The organism is Marivita sp. S6314, assembly GCF_023015985.1.
Classification (GTDB): domain Bacteria; phylum Pseudomonadota; class Alphaproteobacteria; order Rhodobacterales; family Rhodobacteraceae; genus Marivita.
The window spans coordinates 39,153-54,629 of sequence record NZ_JALKAO010000002.1; the positions used below are offsets into that span (position 1 = coordinate 39,153).

At 57.2% G+C, this 15,477-nt stretch carries 13 protein-coding genes; 2 read left to right on the top strand and 11 right to left on the bottom strand.

What is annotated here, in order from left to right:
• Positions 1-13: 13 nt before the first annotated feature.
• The 11 genes from tssI to MWU54_RS04640 form a co-directional block, all read right to left on the bottom strand.
• The gene (gene tssI / locus MWU54_RS04590; protein WP_247081095.1) at positions 14-1,972 is read right to left on the bottom strand and encodes a type VI secretion system tip protein TssI/VgrG; all 1,959 of its coding nucleotides are present in this window, start codon (positions 1,970-1,972) and stop codon (positions 14-16) included.
• Positions 1,973-2,069: 97 nt separating this feature from the next.
• Entirely contained in the window at positions 2,070-4,781 is a 2,712-nt protein-coding gene (gene tssH, locus MWU54_RS04595; protein WP_247081097.1) for a type VI secretion system ATPase TssH, read from the bottom strand.
• 37 nt (positions 4,782-4,818) lie between these two features.
• Positions 4,819-5,862 (bottom strand): type VI secretion system baseplate subunit TssG, encoded by a 1,044-nt coding sequence (tssG, locus tag MWU54_RS04600; RefSeq protein WP_247081099.1) that lies wholly within the window; start codon positions 5,860-5,862, stop codon positions 4,819-4,821.
• Complete coding sequence (gene tssF, locus MWU54_RS04605; protein ID WP_247081101.1) at positions 5,826-7,706, bottom strand: type VI secretion system baseplate subunit TssF; 1,881 nt, start codon at positions 7,704-7,706, stop codon at positions 5,826-5,828. Before tssF ends, tssG begins: the two co-directional genes overlap by 37 nt.
• 5 nt (positions 7,707-7,711) lie before the next feature.
• Positions 7,712-8,209 carry a type VI secretion system baseplate subunit TssE gene (tssE, locus tag MWU54_RS04610; RefSeq protein ID WP_247081102.1) on the bottom strand — a complete coding sequence of 166 codons (498 nt, stop codon included), beginning with the start codon at positions 8,207-8,209 and terminating at the stop codon, positions 7,712-7,714.
• On the bottom strand, positions 8,202-9,035 hold the full coding sequence (locus tag MWU54_RS04615) for a type VI secretion system accessory protein TagJ (RefSeq protein WP_247081103.1): 834 nt from the start codon (positions 9,033-9,035) through the stop codon (positions 8,202-8,204). The genes tssE and MWU54_RS04615 overlap by 8 nt, the downstream gene beginning before the upstream one ends.
• Positions 9,036-9,092: 57 nt before the next feature.
• Complete coding sequence (locus MWU54_RS04620) at positions 9,093-9,578, bottom strand: type VI secretion system tube protein Hcp (RefSeq protein ID WP_247081104.1); 486 nt, start codon at positions 9,576-9,578, stop codon at positions 9,093-9,095.
• Between the two features lie 81 nt (positions 9,579-9,659).
• Positions 9,660-11,153 (bottom strand): type VI secretion system contractile sheath large subunit, encoded by a 1,494-nt coding sequence (gene tssC / locus MWU54_RS04625; RefSeq protein WP_247081105.1) that lies wholly within the window; start codon positions 11,151-11,153, stop codon positions 9,660-9,662.
• Between the two features lie 3 nt (positions 11,154-11,156).
• Positions 11,157-11,678 (bottom strand): type VI secretion system contractile sheath small subunit, encoded by a 522-nt coding sequence (tssB, locus tag MWU54_RS04630; protein WP_247081106.1) that lies wholly within the window; start codon positions 11,676-11,678, stop codon positions 11,157-11,159.
• Positions 11,679-11,755: 77 nt separating this feature from the next.
• On the bottom strand, positions 11,756-12,784 hold the full coding sequence (tssA, locus tag MWU54_RS04635) for a type VI secretion system protein TssA (protein WP_247081107.1): 1,029 nt from the start codon (positions 12,782-12,784) through the stop codon (positions 11,756-11,758).
• Positions 12,785-12,994: 210 nt separating this feature from the next.
• Positions 12,995-14,059, bottom strand: a complete 1,065-nt coding sequence (locus MWU54_RS04640; RefSeq protein WP_247081109.1) for a class I SAM-dependent methyltransferase — start codon at positions 14,057-14,059, stop codon at positions 12,995-12,997.
• Positions 14,060-14,427: 368 nt separating this feature from the next.
• Here MWU54_RS04640 and MWU54_RS04645 point away from each other — a divergent pair, with 368 nt between their 5' ends.
• A complete protein-coding gene (locus MWU54_RS04645) occupies positions 14,428-14,850 on the top strand; it encodes a hypothetical protein (RefSeq protein ID WP_247081111.1) in 423 nt (140 codons plus the stop codon).
• Between the two features lie 11 nt (positions 14,851-14,861).
• Positions 14,862-15,476 (top strand): MotA/TolQ/ExbB proton channel family protein, encoded by a 615-nt coding sequence (locus tag MWU54_RS04650; RefSeq protein WP_348647602.1) that lies wholly within the window; start codon positions 14,862-14,864, stop codon positions 15,474-15,476.
• The last annotated feature ends 1 nt before the right edge of the window (position 15,477 follow it).

Consider the following 15,477-nt stretch of genomic DNA (forward strand, 5'->3'; position numbering starts at 1 on the left):
TAATTCCACCGCCTCAATTGATCTTCACAAGAGCGCCCTGGAGGGTCAGTATGCCACCGGCCTTGACGGTCGTGGTCGCGCCGCCCTCGACATTCACTTGTGCGTTGCCTTTCACGTTGATCATCGTGCTTTTGACCGTGATGGATGTGGGGTCCATAAAGATGGACGACCCACCGACCTTGAACTCGATTGATTTCATCGCTTTGACGGTGATTTTGCCCATCTTCACGTTGATGTCCAAATCACCCATTTCGACAAGCGTGCTATGGTCACCGGTTTTCACGATCTCGGACAGGTTTTTGTGCACCGTCGTCTTCAGATTACCGGGGTCTTTCTTTTCGAGACCCACGGTGATGGTCGAATTGTTTTTGACGATCTGCTCGTAGTCTTTTTCCGCCTGGAACCGGACGAGCTCGTCGCCTTTCTTGTCTTCGAACATCAGCTCGTTAAAGCCGCCACCCCCTTTGGAGCTATTCGTTTTCACGCCGGATTGCGTTTTGTTGTCCGGCAATTTGTAGGGCGGCATCATCTTGTCATTGTAGAGCATGCCGATACAGAGCGGACGATCCGGATCGCCCTCTTCGAACTGTATCACAACCTCTTGTCCGATCCGTGGGACAGCAATCGCGCCCCAGTTCTTGCCCGTCCACGGCATCATGGTGCGTACCCAGCAGGATGTGTTTTCGTCCTCTTTGCCATCCAGATCCCAATGAAACTGGACCTTGATGCGGCCATACTTGTCCGTATGGATCTCTTCTTTTGCGGGGCCGGTGACGAAGGCCGTGTGAATACCACCGATATTGGGCCAGCGCGTGGTCTGCGGCGCGCGGTACTGCTTGTCAGATTCAATGGCCTTGAACCGCACCATATGGGGTTCTTCATGATCCTCAGACACGCCGCTCGTGCTTAGGGCATCCGCCCCGCCTGCGGCTTTCATCGCCTCGTCAAGCGCCTCAAGCTGAACGTAGTCATGGTGACATTCGATCAGCATCACGTCTTTGGGTTCGCTGTCCCGGACCAGTTTGTTGACTTTGAAGGTTCGTCCAACGGCAAGGTTGACCGCATCGGACAAGCCCGAAATGACATGATGCTGGATCGCGTCTGCCTCCATCCGTATCTTGGCGTATTTTTCACCCAGAGATGCGACACGGTAATGGCCCGGATAGTCGTATCTGTTGTCATCGGCCCGGGTGTAGTCACCCGCCTTGATCGCGCTTTCGACCTCAAGATCGGCGGAGATGTTCTCGAAATCGAAGTCTCGCAAGGTCACCTTGCCGCTACGGATCTCTTCGTTCGCGTTCCATTCGAAAACCTGTGGCTCAGTCCTTTCGATGGTCGAACGGATCATGTTGTTATTGAACTGCAGTTCAGACGGTGCCGCGACAGGAACATGCGACGAGTGAATGTCGGCCAGCACCATCGTCTCTGTGCCGCCGTTGTCATGTTCGAAGTAGTAATAAATGCCTTCTTCTTCCATCAGGCGGCTGATGAAGTCGAAATCCGTTTCGCGATACTGGGTGCAATAGGTCCGGGTTTCATAGCGTTGCTGAAGTTTGGCATTGAGGTTCCCGGAGAAGCCATGCTCCTGCATGACCTTCTGAATGATGTCCACAACGGTCAATTCCTGGAAAATCCGCAGGTCCGTGCGTCGGGTCAGGAACCACAGCCAAGGGCAGACCTCGGCCCGGTAGTGCCCGCCGACATCCCATCCGCCCATGAATTCGGCAGACACGCATGTCCCGCGAAACCAGCGCTTCTTTGAGGCGTCATCGCTTTCGGCAACCAGATGCATGGTTTTGCCGACGACCTCTTTCAAGGGCAGCTTTCCGTTGCTGCAAAAGAAGTCAACTTCCATGACCGGGATGCGGCTGATGCCTTCTTTCACCCGCGCCACGATTGGCAGGAACTTTTTGTCCGCGCATTCCCCTTCAAGACGAAGGGGAAAACCGGATGGATCAAGGTTCGACAGCATTTTAATTACCTTTTCCCAATGATCCGAGCCTAGCCCAGAAGTACAAGTCTTTCCAACACTCTATCACAAACAGCGTCGAACGGTCGGCGGTGTCGCTTTAGTCAAATCCGTAGGTGAAGTCCCCGTCCTTGGCATCAATCGCAACCTTGCTGACGGATTTGCCCTCCATCATGCGTCGCAGGAATTCCGCCGAAATGTCAGGCAGCATGGTGTTTGTCACAATCGCGTCGATCATCCGTCCACCGGATTCCAGTTCCTGGCACCGGGATACAATCGTATCGACCACCGCATCCGAATATTCGAACGGCACACCATGCGCTTCGGTCACCCGCTTCTGAATGCGGTTCAGCTGCAAACGCGTGATTTTGCCAATCATATCCGGGCTGAGCGGGTAGTACGGAATGGTCACCAAACGCCCAAGCAACGCCGCCGGGAAGATTTTCAGCAATGGATCGCGCAACGCTTTGGCAATGCCCTCGGGTTCCGGCATCAGGTCCGGGTCCGAGCACATGTCCATGATCAGGTCCGACCCCGCGTTCGAGGTCAGCAGGATCAGCGTGTTCTTGAAGTCGATCAGCCGTCCTTCGCCATCCTCCATCACGCCCTTGTCGAAGACCTGGAAGAACAGTTCGTGCACATCGGGGTGCGCCTTTTCGACCTCGTCCAGCAACACCACCGAATAGGGTTTGCGCCGCACAGCTTCGGTCAGAACACCACCTTCGCCATACCCCACATATCCCGGAGGCGCGCCTTTCAGGCTGCTGACGGTATGGGATTCCTGGTATTCCGACATGTTGATGGTGATCACATTCTGTTCGCCTCCATACAGTACCTCGGCCAGAGCGAGGGCGGTCTCGGTCTTACCCACGCCGCTGGTCCCGGCCAGCATGAAGACCCCAATCGGCTTGTTCGGGTTATCAAGTTCTGCGCGACTGGTCTGGATGCGTTTTGCGATCATCTCCATCGCGTGATCCTGACCGATCACACGTTCGGCCAGATGCTCTTTGAGGTTCAGGACCACGGCCAATTCATCACTCACCATGCGGCCAACGGGGATGCCGGTCCAGTCGCCAACCACACTAGCCACGGCTTGTTCATCCACGATAGGCAGGATCAGGGGGTTCTCGCCTTGCAACTCCGTCAGTTCGGCGTTTTTGGCCTTGAGCTGCTCCAGCAGGTCCGCGCGTTCCTCGGCGGTCATGGGGCTGGCTTCGGCGGCTTCTTCGCCATCGGCATCCGGCGCATCCACAGGCGCGCCGCCCTCGCGCAGCTTGGCGCGCAGATCAAGGATGCTGGCCACAACGGCTTTCTCGGCTTCCCAGCGCTTGTCCAGTTCGGCAAGACGCGCCTCTTCTTCCTCTTTCAGCGCAGTGATCGCATCGCGGCGGGCACCCACCTCCATTCCGGCGGTTTCATCGCGTCCGATGATCTCAAGCTCGGTGGTCAGGGCGTCAATTCGCTTGCGACTGTCATCCACTTCGGCAGGGACGGCGTGCTGGCTGACGGCGACACGGGCGCAGGCGGTGTCGAGCACGCTGACCGACTTGTCAGGCAACTGACGCGCCGGGATGTACCGCGCCGAAAGCGACACCGCCGCCTCAATGCCCTCGTCCAGAACCTGAACCTTGTGGTGGCTTTCAAGCATCGTTGCGATGCCGCGCATCATCATGATGGCTTTGGGGATATCGGGTTCGTCAACCTGCACGACCTGGAAGCGACGGGTCAAAGCAGGGTCTTTTTCGATGTGCTTCTTGTATTCGGCCCAGGTGGTGGCCCCGATTGTGCGCAACGTGCCGCGGGCCAAAGCCGGTTTGAGCAGGTTCGCCGCATCCCCCGTTCCGGCAGCGCCCCCTGCCCCAACCAAGGTGTGGGTTTCGTCGACGAACATGATGATCGGAACGGTTGAGGCCTGCACCTCGTCAATCACCTGACGCAACCGGTTTTCAAATTCGCCTTTCATCGACGCCCCGGCCTGAAGCAGGCCGACATCCAGCGTCAGCAAACGGGCCTCGCGCAGGGCGGGTGGGACATCGCCCCGTGCGATCCGCAGGGCAAAGCCTTCGACCACAGCCGTCTTGCCGACACCCGCTTCACCGGTGAGGATGGGGTTGTTCTGACGACGGCGCATCAGGACATCGACAATCTGACGGATTTCTTCGTCTCGGCCGACAATCGGATCAATCTCTCCGTTGCGGGCTTGTTCGGTCAGGTCCGTACAATACTGGGCCAGAGCCTCTTCTTTGCCCATGGCACCGGGCGACATTGCGCCGGACGCTTCGCCCGGAACCGCACCACCACCGGTTTGCGAGCCGTCTTGCGGGCGCAGGCTGTCTTCGATCGAGCCGTCAACAACTTTTGCAAAATTGTCCGAAAGATCATCCGCCCCGACTTTTGAAAACTCTTTCGAGATATTCATCAGGATCGACCGCAGTTCGGGCGTTTTCAACATCCCGAGGATCAGATGCCCAGTGCGCACCTGATTGGAGTTGAACAACAAGGACCCGTAAACCCACGCGCGCTCCATCGCGTCTTGCAGATGTGAACTGAGGTCGGAGATCGAACTTGCACCGCGCGGCAACGCATCCAATGCGCGGGTCATGTCAGCAGACAGCTTTGCGGGATCAAGATCGTAGTGCTGGATGATCTTTTGAATGTCGGAATTGTCGGTCTGCACCAACTGCGCCAGCCAGTGAATGATCTCAACATATGGATTGCCGCGCATCTTGCAGAATACGGTGGCACCTTCGATGGCTTGATAGCCAACTTTGTTCAGCTTTCCGAAAAGGGCTACGCGGCTAATCTCAGTCATTTTAGTCTCCTTCGCACAGGTGCGACACAATTATTCGTCAGGCGGCAAGCGCCTCGTTCAACGGAATTTGAAGCAATGGTATCAGGTACAAATCCGCCACTTCCGGCGGGTGGTCTTCCGAGCCGACCCAACTGGTCAGACCCAACTGGGTGGTGCTGCCCAACTGGGCTTGCGGAACGTCTTCCCCTTTCAGAACAAGGTTCACGTCCCAATCGAATTGATCTCCGATATAGTTCTTTACGATGGCACGCAGGCGGTTGAGCGCAGGTGTGCCCGGCAGGAATTTCTTGTAGTCTTCAAGCGACAGGGGCCCGATCCGAAGCCTGAATTTGGAGGAATGCGACCACACCCGTTCCCCGACACAGGTCGTTTGGCCCAATCCCCCGGCCCCGCTGAGGATCCAGCGGTCATCAGGTTCCAGAGTGAGCCATTCACCCACAAATTCTTCCAGCGACACATCGGCATCAAAGAAGCCGTTCAGGATCGCCACGAGTCCCTCTGCATTTCTGGGGCCCGCAGAGAGCAACCCGGCATAGTGGCGTTTGGCCAGATCCGGCATGGCATCGCGGCTTCTGAGGTGTTCGCCGTGATACCCGCCAAGCGCTGCAATCTTGGTTTCCGTTTCGGAATTGTCGCCCCGGTCGAACGCCGCCGTCGGATGTCCGCGCACCCAGGCCCGATATAGCAGGCTCATGACCCGATGCGTGAGCATATCCGCAAAGGCCACAAAGGTCGGATCCCTGTGGTGCACCCTTCGGCTGCGCGCGTATTCGGTCAGGTGCAGCGGGAGCGGACCATGGGGGCCAAAGAACCCGAAGAACAGATTGACCAGCTTTTGCGGCTGATCGCCTTTTTGCGGTTCAAGATCAGAGATCGTGGACGGCGGAAACCCAAGGTAGGGTTCCTGCCCGAACCGCACCTTGTCCTGCCGCGGACGACGCGATTCACCGAACCGTGGTGTGTCTCCGAGCTGCGCCTCAAGGATACGCATTGCTTGGAAAATATGATGAGATTTCGGGTCGCGGACCAGCCCCTCAAGATGGGTCAGATCACGCGGTTCGCCCCCATCCTTGGTGACCATCTCGTGATCTCTCCTCTCTGTTGGGATTTCAACACCGTTTCGGTGAAGCTGTTTATTGTGGAATACTTCTGGAAGAAGCGCTCCAGGACCGTCGCAAGGGCAAAGACCGAACTGCCCTCGAACAGGGTTTCGTCAAATTCCAGCGTGATTTCCTGCCCGCGCACGGCTGTGGACAGGACACCGTCATGCATCCGGCGCACAATTGGCCGGGTTGTCACCGACACTATGCCCTCGATCTGCTGTTCCAGCGCGCGGTCGCCGATGGGCGTGTACAGCCCGATGATCTCGCGCAGCGCGGCGGCCCCGCCCCCTTCTGCGCCGGCATCATCCGAAATTGACAGGTAGTTCAGGCTCAGATGGCTGATGGCACGCCAGGCAGCATCGCCTTGGGCAATACAAGTGCGCGGCTTTGTCGGCCCGATCAGCGTGCGGATATTGGACACCGGTCCGCCGTCGGGCAGGTGAAAGACATTGTCCACACCGTTGGGCAGCAACATGGGCAGATCCCGGTTCGTGACCATCGCGTCCACGGCAAGTTGGCTGAGCTTTGCCGGGTACGGTGCCTCGTTTGCGTCGACAACGGACAGGTAGCTTTCCGAGCCCAGGTAATTGGTGCGCATGCCGCGCAATGTCTCGGCCTCGCTGCGCTGCCGCAAATGGCGCTTGTGCGTGAAATACGCACTGCCCCCGCCACCTGCTGCGGTCAGTTCGTCGGACGAATAGAACGCGGTGAGGTCGATATCGTCGACGCCCTCTCGGCTCATGCCGGTGACGCTCGAAATTGAAAAAACCTCGAAGTCTTTCGGGGCGGTCCTGTCCGGCACAAGATGGTATTCGGTCACGCGCGGCGTCACCGGAACGCGGTCACACCGCTTGTGAAACAGATTGATCGCCGGCACACAGTACGGCCGGAACGCTTCGGGAGAGATATTGGGCGCGATGTCCGGTTTGTTTTCGCGTAGCAACAGGTACACGTCCACGCTGTTCCCCTTCGCCCGGGATACAGCGTCCTGCAGGCCCGACACCTCGATAAAGAGGTTCCGTTCGGGCATGGCAAAAAATTCCTGCAGCAAACGGTAACCGTCGAACGAAGGCCGGGGTGTAGGAAGCAATGCCTCGTCCCGGTCCAACCCGCGCAAACGCACCGGCGTTTTGAGCGGCACAACCCAGTCATCCCGGCGATCAATCGAACGGGCCACCACGGTTGCCGGTTTCGCGCACAGCATTTCCAGCAAGGTCCAGCCGATACTGCCCTGCCCTCCGAGGAACAGCGTCAGTTTGTCGATCGGCAATTCCGCAATGGGCATGTCGCCATGACGTGTCAGGCGCAGACGGATTGCGGCGCGGGCGGATTTGTCCACCGCGATCCCCGCCGCAACAAGCGCCCCGCGACCGTCGACATATTCCGCCTCGGAGACCTGCAGCGGCCACAGGTCCACGTCTTGCGACGTTTTGAATTGGCAGGCCTTCTGCGCCCCCGGAACTTTCTTGGACCGCAGCGTGGACTGCCTTGGCAGCGTGTACCCATCGACCAGATCCGCGTTTTCAATGTCCGGGGTCAGTTCCGCGATGGTCATTGACGGGGTTGGTGCCAGAAAATGCGGGAAGACGACATCCAGCAGATGGCTTGTGAACGCAGGATATTGCTGTTCCAGCTCAAGCTGGACGCGCGCGGTCAAAAAGGCGGTGCCTTCAAGAAGACGCTCGACATACGGGTCAAGGATTTCAAGCCCATCCATCCCAAGACGGGATGCAATCTTGGGATAGCTCTTGGCAAACTCTGCGCCCATTTCCCGCAGGAAAGCGAGTTCGGTTTCGTAGTGTCTGAGCAGCCGGGTATCCATAATCGTCAGGACCCGCGCTCAAGGGTGATTTCCCCGGTGGTCGTGTCGAACTGACTTCTGAGGTACAGTTCGGCGGGCAACGGTTGGGCCCACATATCCGCAAGGATATCGAACACGATCACCGGTTCGTCTTTGGCATCGTCGGTCCGGCTGACAACGTTCAGGCTCCCGTTGATGATGCGTGGTTCAAACAGTTCGACCGCCCGCTGGATTGCGTCTCGCACATCCTCGGCACGCCGCTTGCTCGCGAAATCGCCGGTCGCATCGGGCACACCGTAGTTCAGGACAGAGCGGCGCGCATGCGGGTAAGCTTCGGGATCAATTTCAGAGTCGAGGTTACCGGTGTTCAGCAGCCAGGACAGATCCCTTTGAATGATTTCCCTCAACCGGCGGATGTCAATCACGCGTTCCGACCCGCTTTCTTTGGTGTCGGTGGGGTCTTCGTCTGTCAATCTGTCAAGGATGGAAGGCTGCAGACGCTCTGTGAGCGTACGGTCAGCCATCCGCGGCAGCTCCACCTGTGTCTTCGGCTTCGGTCGTGTTGAACCTGAACAACCGCGCATCCATCAAGGGCACATCGGCTTCGTTTGTCGTCAGCAAACGCTGCCCGAGACCGGCAAAGGTATCGTGACCCAAATCTTCCCATTCTGTGACGCGCGACAGGCGCATTGCGTCGGTCCCGCGCTCTGCCGTGCCTGCGTACCGCGTGGGGATCAACCCCACCAACTCTCCGCCATTGGCGAGTGTCAGGTTGGCAGCCGTCCAAACCGTGTCCCGCAGATCTTCGGGCGGATCCAGTTGCAACGTTGCCAGCGCATTGAACGGCATCCAGAAGTATTTTCCATTAATAATGATTTCGAGGATCGGACCAAACCGCATATCTGCATCGGCGATCCACTCGAATTCTTGTCCATCAAGCTCGCCCGAGGTCGCGGGTGCCTTGTCAAAAGCGTCGTCGCGCAGCCGTGCCGCATGTTCCGCGTTGCCTTCGGCTTGCGCCTTAAGAGCCTCTGCCAGCAACGCCACCCAATCCTGCGGTTGGCCAAAGATCAGCGGGTCTTTTTCTCCTGCGAACACTTTCTCGCGGAACACTTCGCAGATGATTGCCTCGCGGTAGGTTTGCGCCATTGGAAGCGCCGAGGCGTCCAGTTGGGCGCACAGCTTTAGCTGTGTGATCGCGCGCTTCCAGTCGCCCATGACGCAGAGCAACTGGAAAAGAAAGATACGCAGTTTGGCATCTTCGGGTTTGGCGCGAATAAGATTCTGAAGGCTTGTAAGAGTGCCGTTGAGGTCTCCGGCCTTGAGGAAGTCCTGGGGTGTGTCTGTCAACGGAACTCTCCGAATAACCGGCGTGTCCCCGCTGGCGAAAAGCCAGCGGGGCTTGCGTTAGCTCTTGTCTTCGTTCGTTTCGATATTGTAGGCGAACTTTTTGTCAGCACCGCCGCTGCCGTCATCCATTTGCTCTTTGTAGAGAACCTCGACTTCGGCAAAATTGAGCGTCATATTTTGTGTCAGACGCTCTTCACCGCCAGATCCGCCCAACGACACGGATGTGACCATCACCTTCTTCATCTTGATGATGAGATATTCCAAAGGCTTTTTGCCGGCTTTTCGAACGGTCAGTGTAGCGTCTGCGAAATGATCCCCGTTTCCGCATTTCTGCATAATACCGGCCGTTCCGTTTTCGATGTAACATGTCACCGAAAGATCCTGGAAATTGGCCTTGCCTGCACCGCCACCGCCACCGGTGTGCCAGCTACCAGTTTGGCTCATCCCCCACGACCACGCCAGGACGTCAATTTCACCCTTCTTTTTTTGGTCCTTGGATTCACCTTTCAGGGCACCAAGCTTTAAAAACTGATCAACAGCCATGATAATTTCCTTTCTCTAGGTGCGGATGTTCTTCCGCTGTCAAAATAATACCCGAGGCACCACCGCGCCTCGGGCGCCGCTTTATTCCTTTTCAGATGGCAGCTTGGAGACCAGCCGCAGCGAGACTGACAAACCTTCCAACTGATAATGGGGCCGCAGGAAGAACTGCGACTTATAGTACCCCGGGTTTTCTGGATCGGCCTGGACCACGACTTCAGCAGCCGCCAACGGTTTTTCCGCTTTCGTCCGCTCGGTCGAGGTTTCGGGGCTGCCGTCAACGTATTGGGTGATCCATTCGTTCAACCAACGCTCCATGTCGGCACGTTCTTTGAACGACCCGACTTTGTCACGCACCATACATTTGAGGTAATGCGCAAACCGGCAGGTTGCAAAAAGATACGGTAGGCGCGCGGCAAGGTTGGCATTCGACGTTGCATCCGGATCGTCGTACACCGCCGGTTTCTGCAGCGATTGCGCGCCGATGAACGACGCCACATCGGTGTTTTTCCGGTGCAGCAACGGCATCAGACCCGCCTTGGCCAATTCGGCTTCACGACGGTCGCCAATGGTCACCTCGGTTGGACACTTCATGTCGACCCCACCGTCATCGGTTGGGAAGGTGTGGGTTGGCAAACCCTCAAGCGTCCCGCCGGATTCAACGCCGCGGATCCGGCTGCACCAGCCATACTCTTTGAACGACCGGTTGATGTTCATCGCCATGCCGTAAGCCGCGTTGACCCAGGCAAACTTCGAAGAATCCCCATCGCCGACATCTTCTTCGAAGGCGAATTCCTCGACCGGATTGGACTTCGCGCCATAGACATTGCGGCCCAAAAACTTGGGCATTGCGAGACCGATGTACTTGCTGTCCTCGCTGTCCCGAAGGCTCCGCCATCCGGCATATTCCGGCGTCTGGAAGATCTTTGTCAGATCGCGCGGATTGGACAATTCACCCCAGCTTTCGAACTGCATGAGTGACGGTGCCGCCGCCGAGATGAATGGCGCGTGTGCCGCAGCACCGATTTTCGCCATTTCCCCCAGCAATTCAACATCAGGCGGCGTGTGGTCAAAGTAGTAATCCCCGACGAGGCACCCGTAAGGTTCGCCCCCGATCTGGTCGTATTCTTCGCCGTAGAGCTTTTTGAAGATCGGCGACTGATCCCAGGCCGTGCCTTTGAACTTGCGCAGTGTCTTGTGCAGTTCTTTCTTGGAAATGCTCATCACGCGGATTTTCAGCATCTCGTCGGTTTCGGTGTTGTTCACCAGGAAATGCAGACCACGCCACGCGCTTTCAAGCTCTTGATACTCGTTGTGGTGGATGATCTCGTTGACCTGTTCGCTCAACTTCCGATCAATTTCCGCGACCATTGCTTCCAGTGAAAGCAATACGTCTTCTGAAATCAGAGAGGCGTTTTCCAGTGCTTGCTGCGCAAGCGTGGTTACAGCGGATTCGACGGCAGATTTTGCCGTGTCCGTCCGCGGTTTGAACTCTTTTTCCAGAAGACTGGCAAAGTCGGAATCGGATGTCTGGGTGGCCTCTGCGCCGCCTTCGACTGCTGTTGCTTCCTCAGCCATGCTTTACTCCTCGTCCTTGGCGGCATCGCCGTCATCCGAAGGCGCTGCTTGCGCCGCCAGCGTTTTGAGCAGTGCCGGATCATTCATCGCTTCGGAAATCAGGTTTTCCGCGCCGGGCTTGCCGTCCATGTATGTCATCAGGTTCGACAACTCGTTGCGCGCATCCAGAAGCTTTTTCAGTGGCTCGACCTTTTGCGCGATGGCCCCTGGTGAGAAATCATCCATGCTTTCGAACGACACATCGACCGAAAGATTGCCCTCTCCGGTCAGCTTGTTCGGAACAGAAAACGCGACGCGCGGCTTCATGGCCTTCATGCGGTCGTCGAAATTGTCGACATCGATTTCCAGGAACTTCCTGTCGGCAACACCCGGTTGCTCGACTTCGGATTTGCCAACCAAATCCGACATGACACCCATAACAAACGGCAACTGAACTTTTTTCTGCGCTCCGTACAACTCGACGTCGTACTCGATCTGCACCCTTGGGGCGCGATTTCTCGCAATGAATTTTTGTGAACTGGACATATGGTCTCCCCGTTACGACTGGCTAAATTTGTTATTCGTTTTTCGGCCACACAGGTGACCGTGCACCAACGCAATATCTATTCGTAGGCTTCTTCTTCCTCTTCGACTCCTCCGACTAGCTGTACGTTTTCGACACCAAGTGGCGCCATATCGTTGATAATCGTCATAAAATCCGCGCCGATCAGACGCCGTGCCCGTTTCAACAAGACTGGAATCGGGCTGGACGGTTCGTTGCGCGCATAAAATTCGATGATCTTGTCCAACGCGGCAGCCACATCCGAGCGTGTCGTGATCTGCCCCGGTGCGCCGCCCGCCGCCTTGGCTTGCGGCCCGGCGGGTGCGTCGCCTGCGTCACCTTCGGCTTCGTCCTCGGTGACCTCTGCACCGACGGAATTGGCCAGAGTGTCGACGATGGACTTCAAAGTCACCTGAAGCGCGTCAAGCGATGGCCCGTAGCCCGGGGTGCGTTCCGAGAAAATCGCGTCAATGGCCACGACATCCTGAAACGCGGCTTGCGCCGCTTCGTGAAACGCTTTCAGCTTTTCATCGTCCGTATCCATGAACGCGGCTTCGATGTCGCTCGTGGACCGGATCTCTTCTTCCTCACCGGCTTCGGCCAATCCGTTTGCCACTTCGATGTCGCGCAGGGTGATCCGCCCAAAGGCGCGGCTTTCCGTGAGTGGCGTTGCCCGCTGGAGGCTGCGCAGAACGGTGGCACGTTCAGCGAGATTGGTGACCGCGTTGATCCGCATGGTCGGATCATCGTCATCTTCGTCGTCAAGTTGCGGGTGGCACGTGTCCCAATGATCTTCGAGGCAGAAGCGGATGTACTTTACCGTTTCAGCAAACCCTTCCAGCCCCGCCAATCTAAGTTGACTGTTCGCCAGATGAACCGCGGCGCGGATATCGTGGCTTTGCTCCAGAACGGCGCGCGCTTTTTCGGCCAGGTCTTTGAAATCCGGGTCTTTGCCCTCGACAATCGTGTCACCCGCCTGCCGTTCCTCTTCGGGCTGCGCCGCGAGTTCCATCGCGGTGAAGGCGGGATCATATTCAAGATTTTCCCCACTCGGGCTTTCGTCTCCGTGGGTCACAAACAGATCAGACAAAGTGGTCACTTCCGGTACAAAAAAATTTGAAAAGTTGAATTCACAAACTAACGCTACGGAATGCTATCAAGTCCTCGTGAAAAATCTAGAAAAAAGAAGCATCAACGAGACTCTTTCCGGATACGCCCCTGACCAACGGTCGTCGCAGGCCTGAGAAAAAGGGCGCTGAAGCCGCTGCTGGATAAAAATCCGAAGTGGCGCAAAACGGACTTAGTATCTCGGTTTCTTGTACGCCCCGCGAAGGTCATACCCGTTCTGACGCGACACGTCTGCAATCGGACTCCAGATCGTGCGCAGCGGGGATTCGGGGTCTTTCAAAACGTACTGCCCGATCAATTCTGCCTTTCGCCGCCATACGTCTGCCTGCCTTTGGCTTGTGTGCGACAGGTACACGTGCCCATCTACTTGCCCACATCCCAGGTCTTCGAAACGCGACGAAAACCGTTCGTAAGGCGCGATCAGAACCGTGCCCGGCTTGGACAGGTCGACAATCCGGTCTTCCATTTCAGACAGCACATCGAAATCGCGCGCGGGACGATAGAAATAGATCACGTCGAAATCCGCGTAGCTGTCGTAAGTCAGCGCGTCCTGTTCGAAAATCTCCGCGTTCGCCTCATTGTCCAGCGCGAGAAACCGCTTGCCCGCCTCGACATAGCCCGCGTCAAAATCGAACCCCTGTGCCTCGTCGAAATACCGAAGGGCGGTGTACACTTTCAGCCCTGCCCCACAGCCGACATCCAGAAACCGGATCGGGCCCTGACGCCGCTGCGCCAGCAATAGGCGGTAGGCGGCATGCAGATGCTGGTGGAACACACTATTGGACAAGCCGATATCCGGAAAACACGCGTGATCCGAGGCGGCATCCGATTGCGGCTGCGGATTGATCATCGCGTGCAGCTTGTCGAAGATATCATCGCTTGCCAGCGTTTGGGACAGCGTGTTGCCGTGAAGCTTTTCATCCGGATGGTACAGCTTTGTCCGCTTGGGTTTGATCTGCTGGTGCACCAGTTCCCTGTATTCACGCCAGCGATTGATCTCTTGCTGAAACAGACCGGTCCGCGCTGTGACCTCTCCCCAGGCGTGGCGCATCGACAGCAGATCCCCCCGGTCTGAACAGGTTGCCTCTTCCCGGACCCGCAAGGCGCTTACCTGCATCATGAACGTCTGGTAGTCCCGGCACAGTCCGTCAATTGTCGTGCTGGCGGCGTGCAGCGTCGATGTATTTCTGCGGGATGTTTTGGTCAGCTCCTGAACGATCCTATCGACTTCCGTCATCAATCGGTCTCGCAAAACGTCGTAGTGAACGCGCACCGCGTCCAGGGTATCCAACTGAGGGTGCATGCTGCGGTCATCCTTTCGATCCGGTTCTGCGGCACCTGCAAAGGTCACACACTAAATCGTTTTTCACAAACCCCGTGAACCACGCGCCTCGTACATCGCGAATGCCCAGCCTTGACCGACTCTGCGATCTCGCGTTTGCTGCACGGCATTGCAGAAGAACGCATTGAGCCCCAACCGACCATTCCCGCATGGCGCTTGGAATTGCCCTCTCAGACGTCCCTTCCTGTAGAACGCACAGCATCGCACCCGGCACCTGAATGACGTGCCTCGCGATGCCAGAAGTCGAAAAATGGGAGAATTTCATGAACCGAATTTTGTCGATCACCTGCGCCGCGCTGATGAGCCTTCCCGCATCTCAAACCGTTGCGCAATCGGGAACGCTGGGCGTGGAGTTGAACAAATTCGAAACCGCGGATGGAGGGGGATGCCAAGCCTATTTCCTGTTTCGTAATCAGACCGGTAAGAGTTTCGAAGGCTTCGAAATGAGCCTGGCCGTTTTGGACGCGAACGGCGTGATCGACCGGTTATTGTCAATTGATGCTGCGCCGCTTCCGGTTCAGCGAACAACCCTGAAACTCTTTGCGATTCCCGAAACGGACTGCGCGAATATTTCCGAAATTGTTCTGCACGACATGCCGGTGTGCAAACCGCAGAACGAACCCGATGCCGATTGCTTTGCGTTCATTGAGCTTGGCAGCAAAACCAACGCAGCGCTGGTCAAGTAAGCATGGGTGCCATGTTTGAAAACATCGGGACCGGCGGGCCGATCATCTTGCTGCTGCTGGCTTTGTCCCTGCTGTCGCTGGGGCTGATCGTCATGAAGGTCCTCCAGTTGCGTCCTGTCACCTCTGGCGAAGCGGGGCGGGATGCGGCGCTCAAGCTGGTCGAAGATGGCGACTTGGCGGGTGCCGAAACCAAGGTCAAGTCCGGCACGGCTCCGGCCGACCGGGTTCTGGCCTATGCCATTCACGCAACCGGCAAGGGGTATTCCGGGCAACCGCTGATGACCGAACTTCTGCGGCGCGGCAATGAAGAGCTGACGCAGATGACCAGCAAGATCAGGGTCCTGGAACTGATCGCCATGATCTCGCCACTGCTTGGCCTGCTCGGCACCGTGTTGGGCATGATCCAGTCCTTTCAGGAACTGGAACTGGCCGAAGGCGCGGCGAATGCGTCGGTTCTGGCTGGCGGCATCTGGCAGGCCTTGCTGACCACGGCGGCAGGGCTGCTTGTGGCCATTCCTGCAGCAGTGGGTGCATCCTTGCTCTCTGCACGGGCCGAACGGGGGGCGCAGCTGATTGAAGGTGCGGTTGCGCAGCTAATGTTGATCGTGGATCAACCGCAAAAGTGAA

What these genes read in the sequence shown, in the direction of transcription:
- tssI (WP_247081095.1), bottom strand. Translation starts at nt 1,972, where the DNA reads ATGCTGTCGAACCTTGATCCATCCGGTTTTCCCCTTCGTCTTGAAGGG.
- tssH (WP_247081097.1), bottom strand. Translation starts at nt 4,781, where the DNA reads ATGACTGAGATTAGCCGCGTAGCCCTTTTCGGAAAGCTGAACAAAGTT.
- tssG (WP_247081099.1), bottom strand. Translation starts at nt 5,862, where the DNA reads ATGGTCACCAAGGATGGGGGCGAACCGCGTGATCTGACCCATCTTGAG.
- tssF (WP_247081101.1), bottom strand. Translation starts at nt 7,706, where the DNA reads ATGGATACCCGGCTGCTCAGACACTACGAAACCGAACTCGCTTTCCTG.
- tssE (WP_247081102.1), bottom strand. Translation starts at nt 8,209, where the DNA reads ATGGCTGACCGTACGCTCACAGAGCGTCTGCAGCCTTCCATCCTTGAC.
- MWU54_RS04620 (WP_247081104.1), bottom strand. Translation starts at nt 9,578, where the DNA reads ATGGCTGTTGATCAGTTTTTAAAGCTTGGTGCCCTGAAAGGTGAATCC.
- tssC (WP_247081105.1), bottom strand. Translation starts at nt 11,153, where the DNA reads ATGGCTGAGGAAGCAACAGCAGTCGAAGGCGGCGCAGAGGCCACCCAG.
- tssB (WP_247081106.1), bottom strand. Translation starts at nt 11,678, where the DNA reads ATGTCCAGTTCACAAAAATTCATTGCGAGAAATCGCGCCCCAAGGGTG.
- MWU54_RS04640 (WP_247081109.1), bottom strand. Translation starts at nt 14,059, where the DNA reads ATGACGGAAGTCGATAGGATCGTTCAGGAGCTGACCAAAACATCCCGC.
- MWU54_RS04645 (WP_247081111.1), top strand. Translation starts at nt 14,428, where the DNA reads ATGAACCGAATTTTGTCGATCACCTGCGCCGCGCTGATGAGCCTTCCC.
- MWU54_RS04650 (WP_348647602.1), top strand. Translation starts at nt 14,862, where the DNA reads ATGTTTGAAAACATCGGGACCGGCGGGCCGATCATCTTGCTGCTGCTG.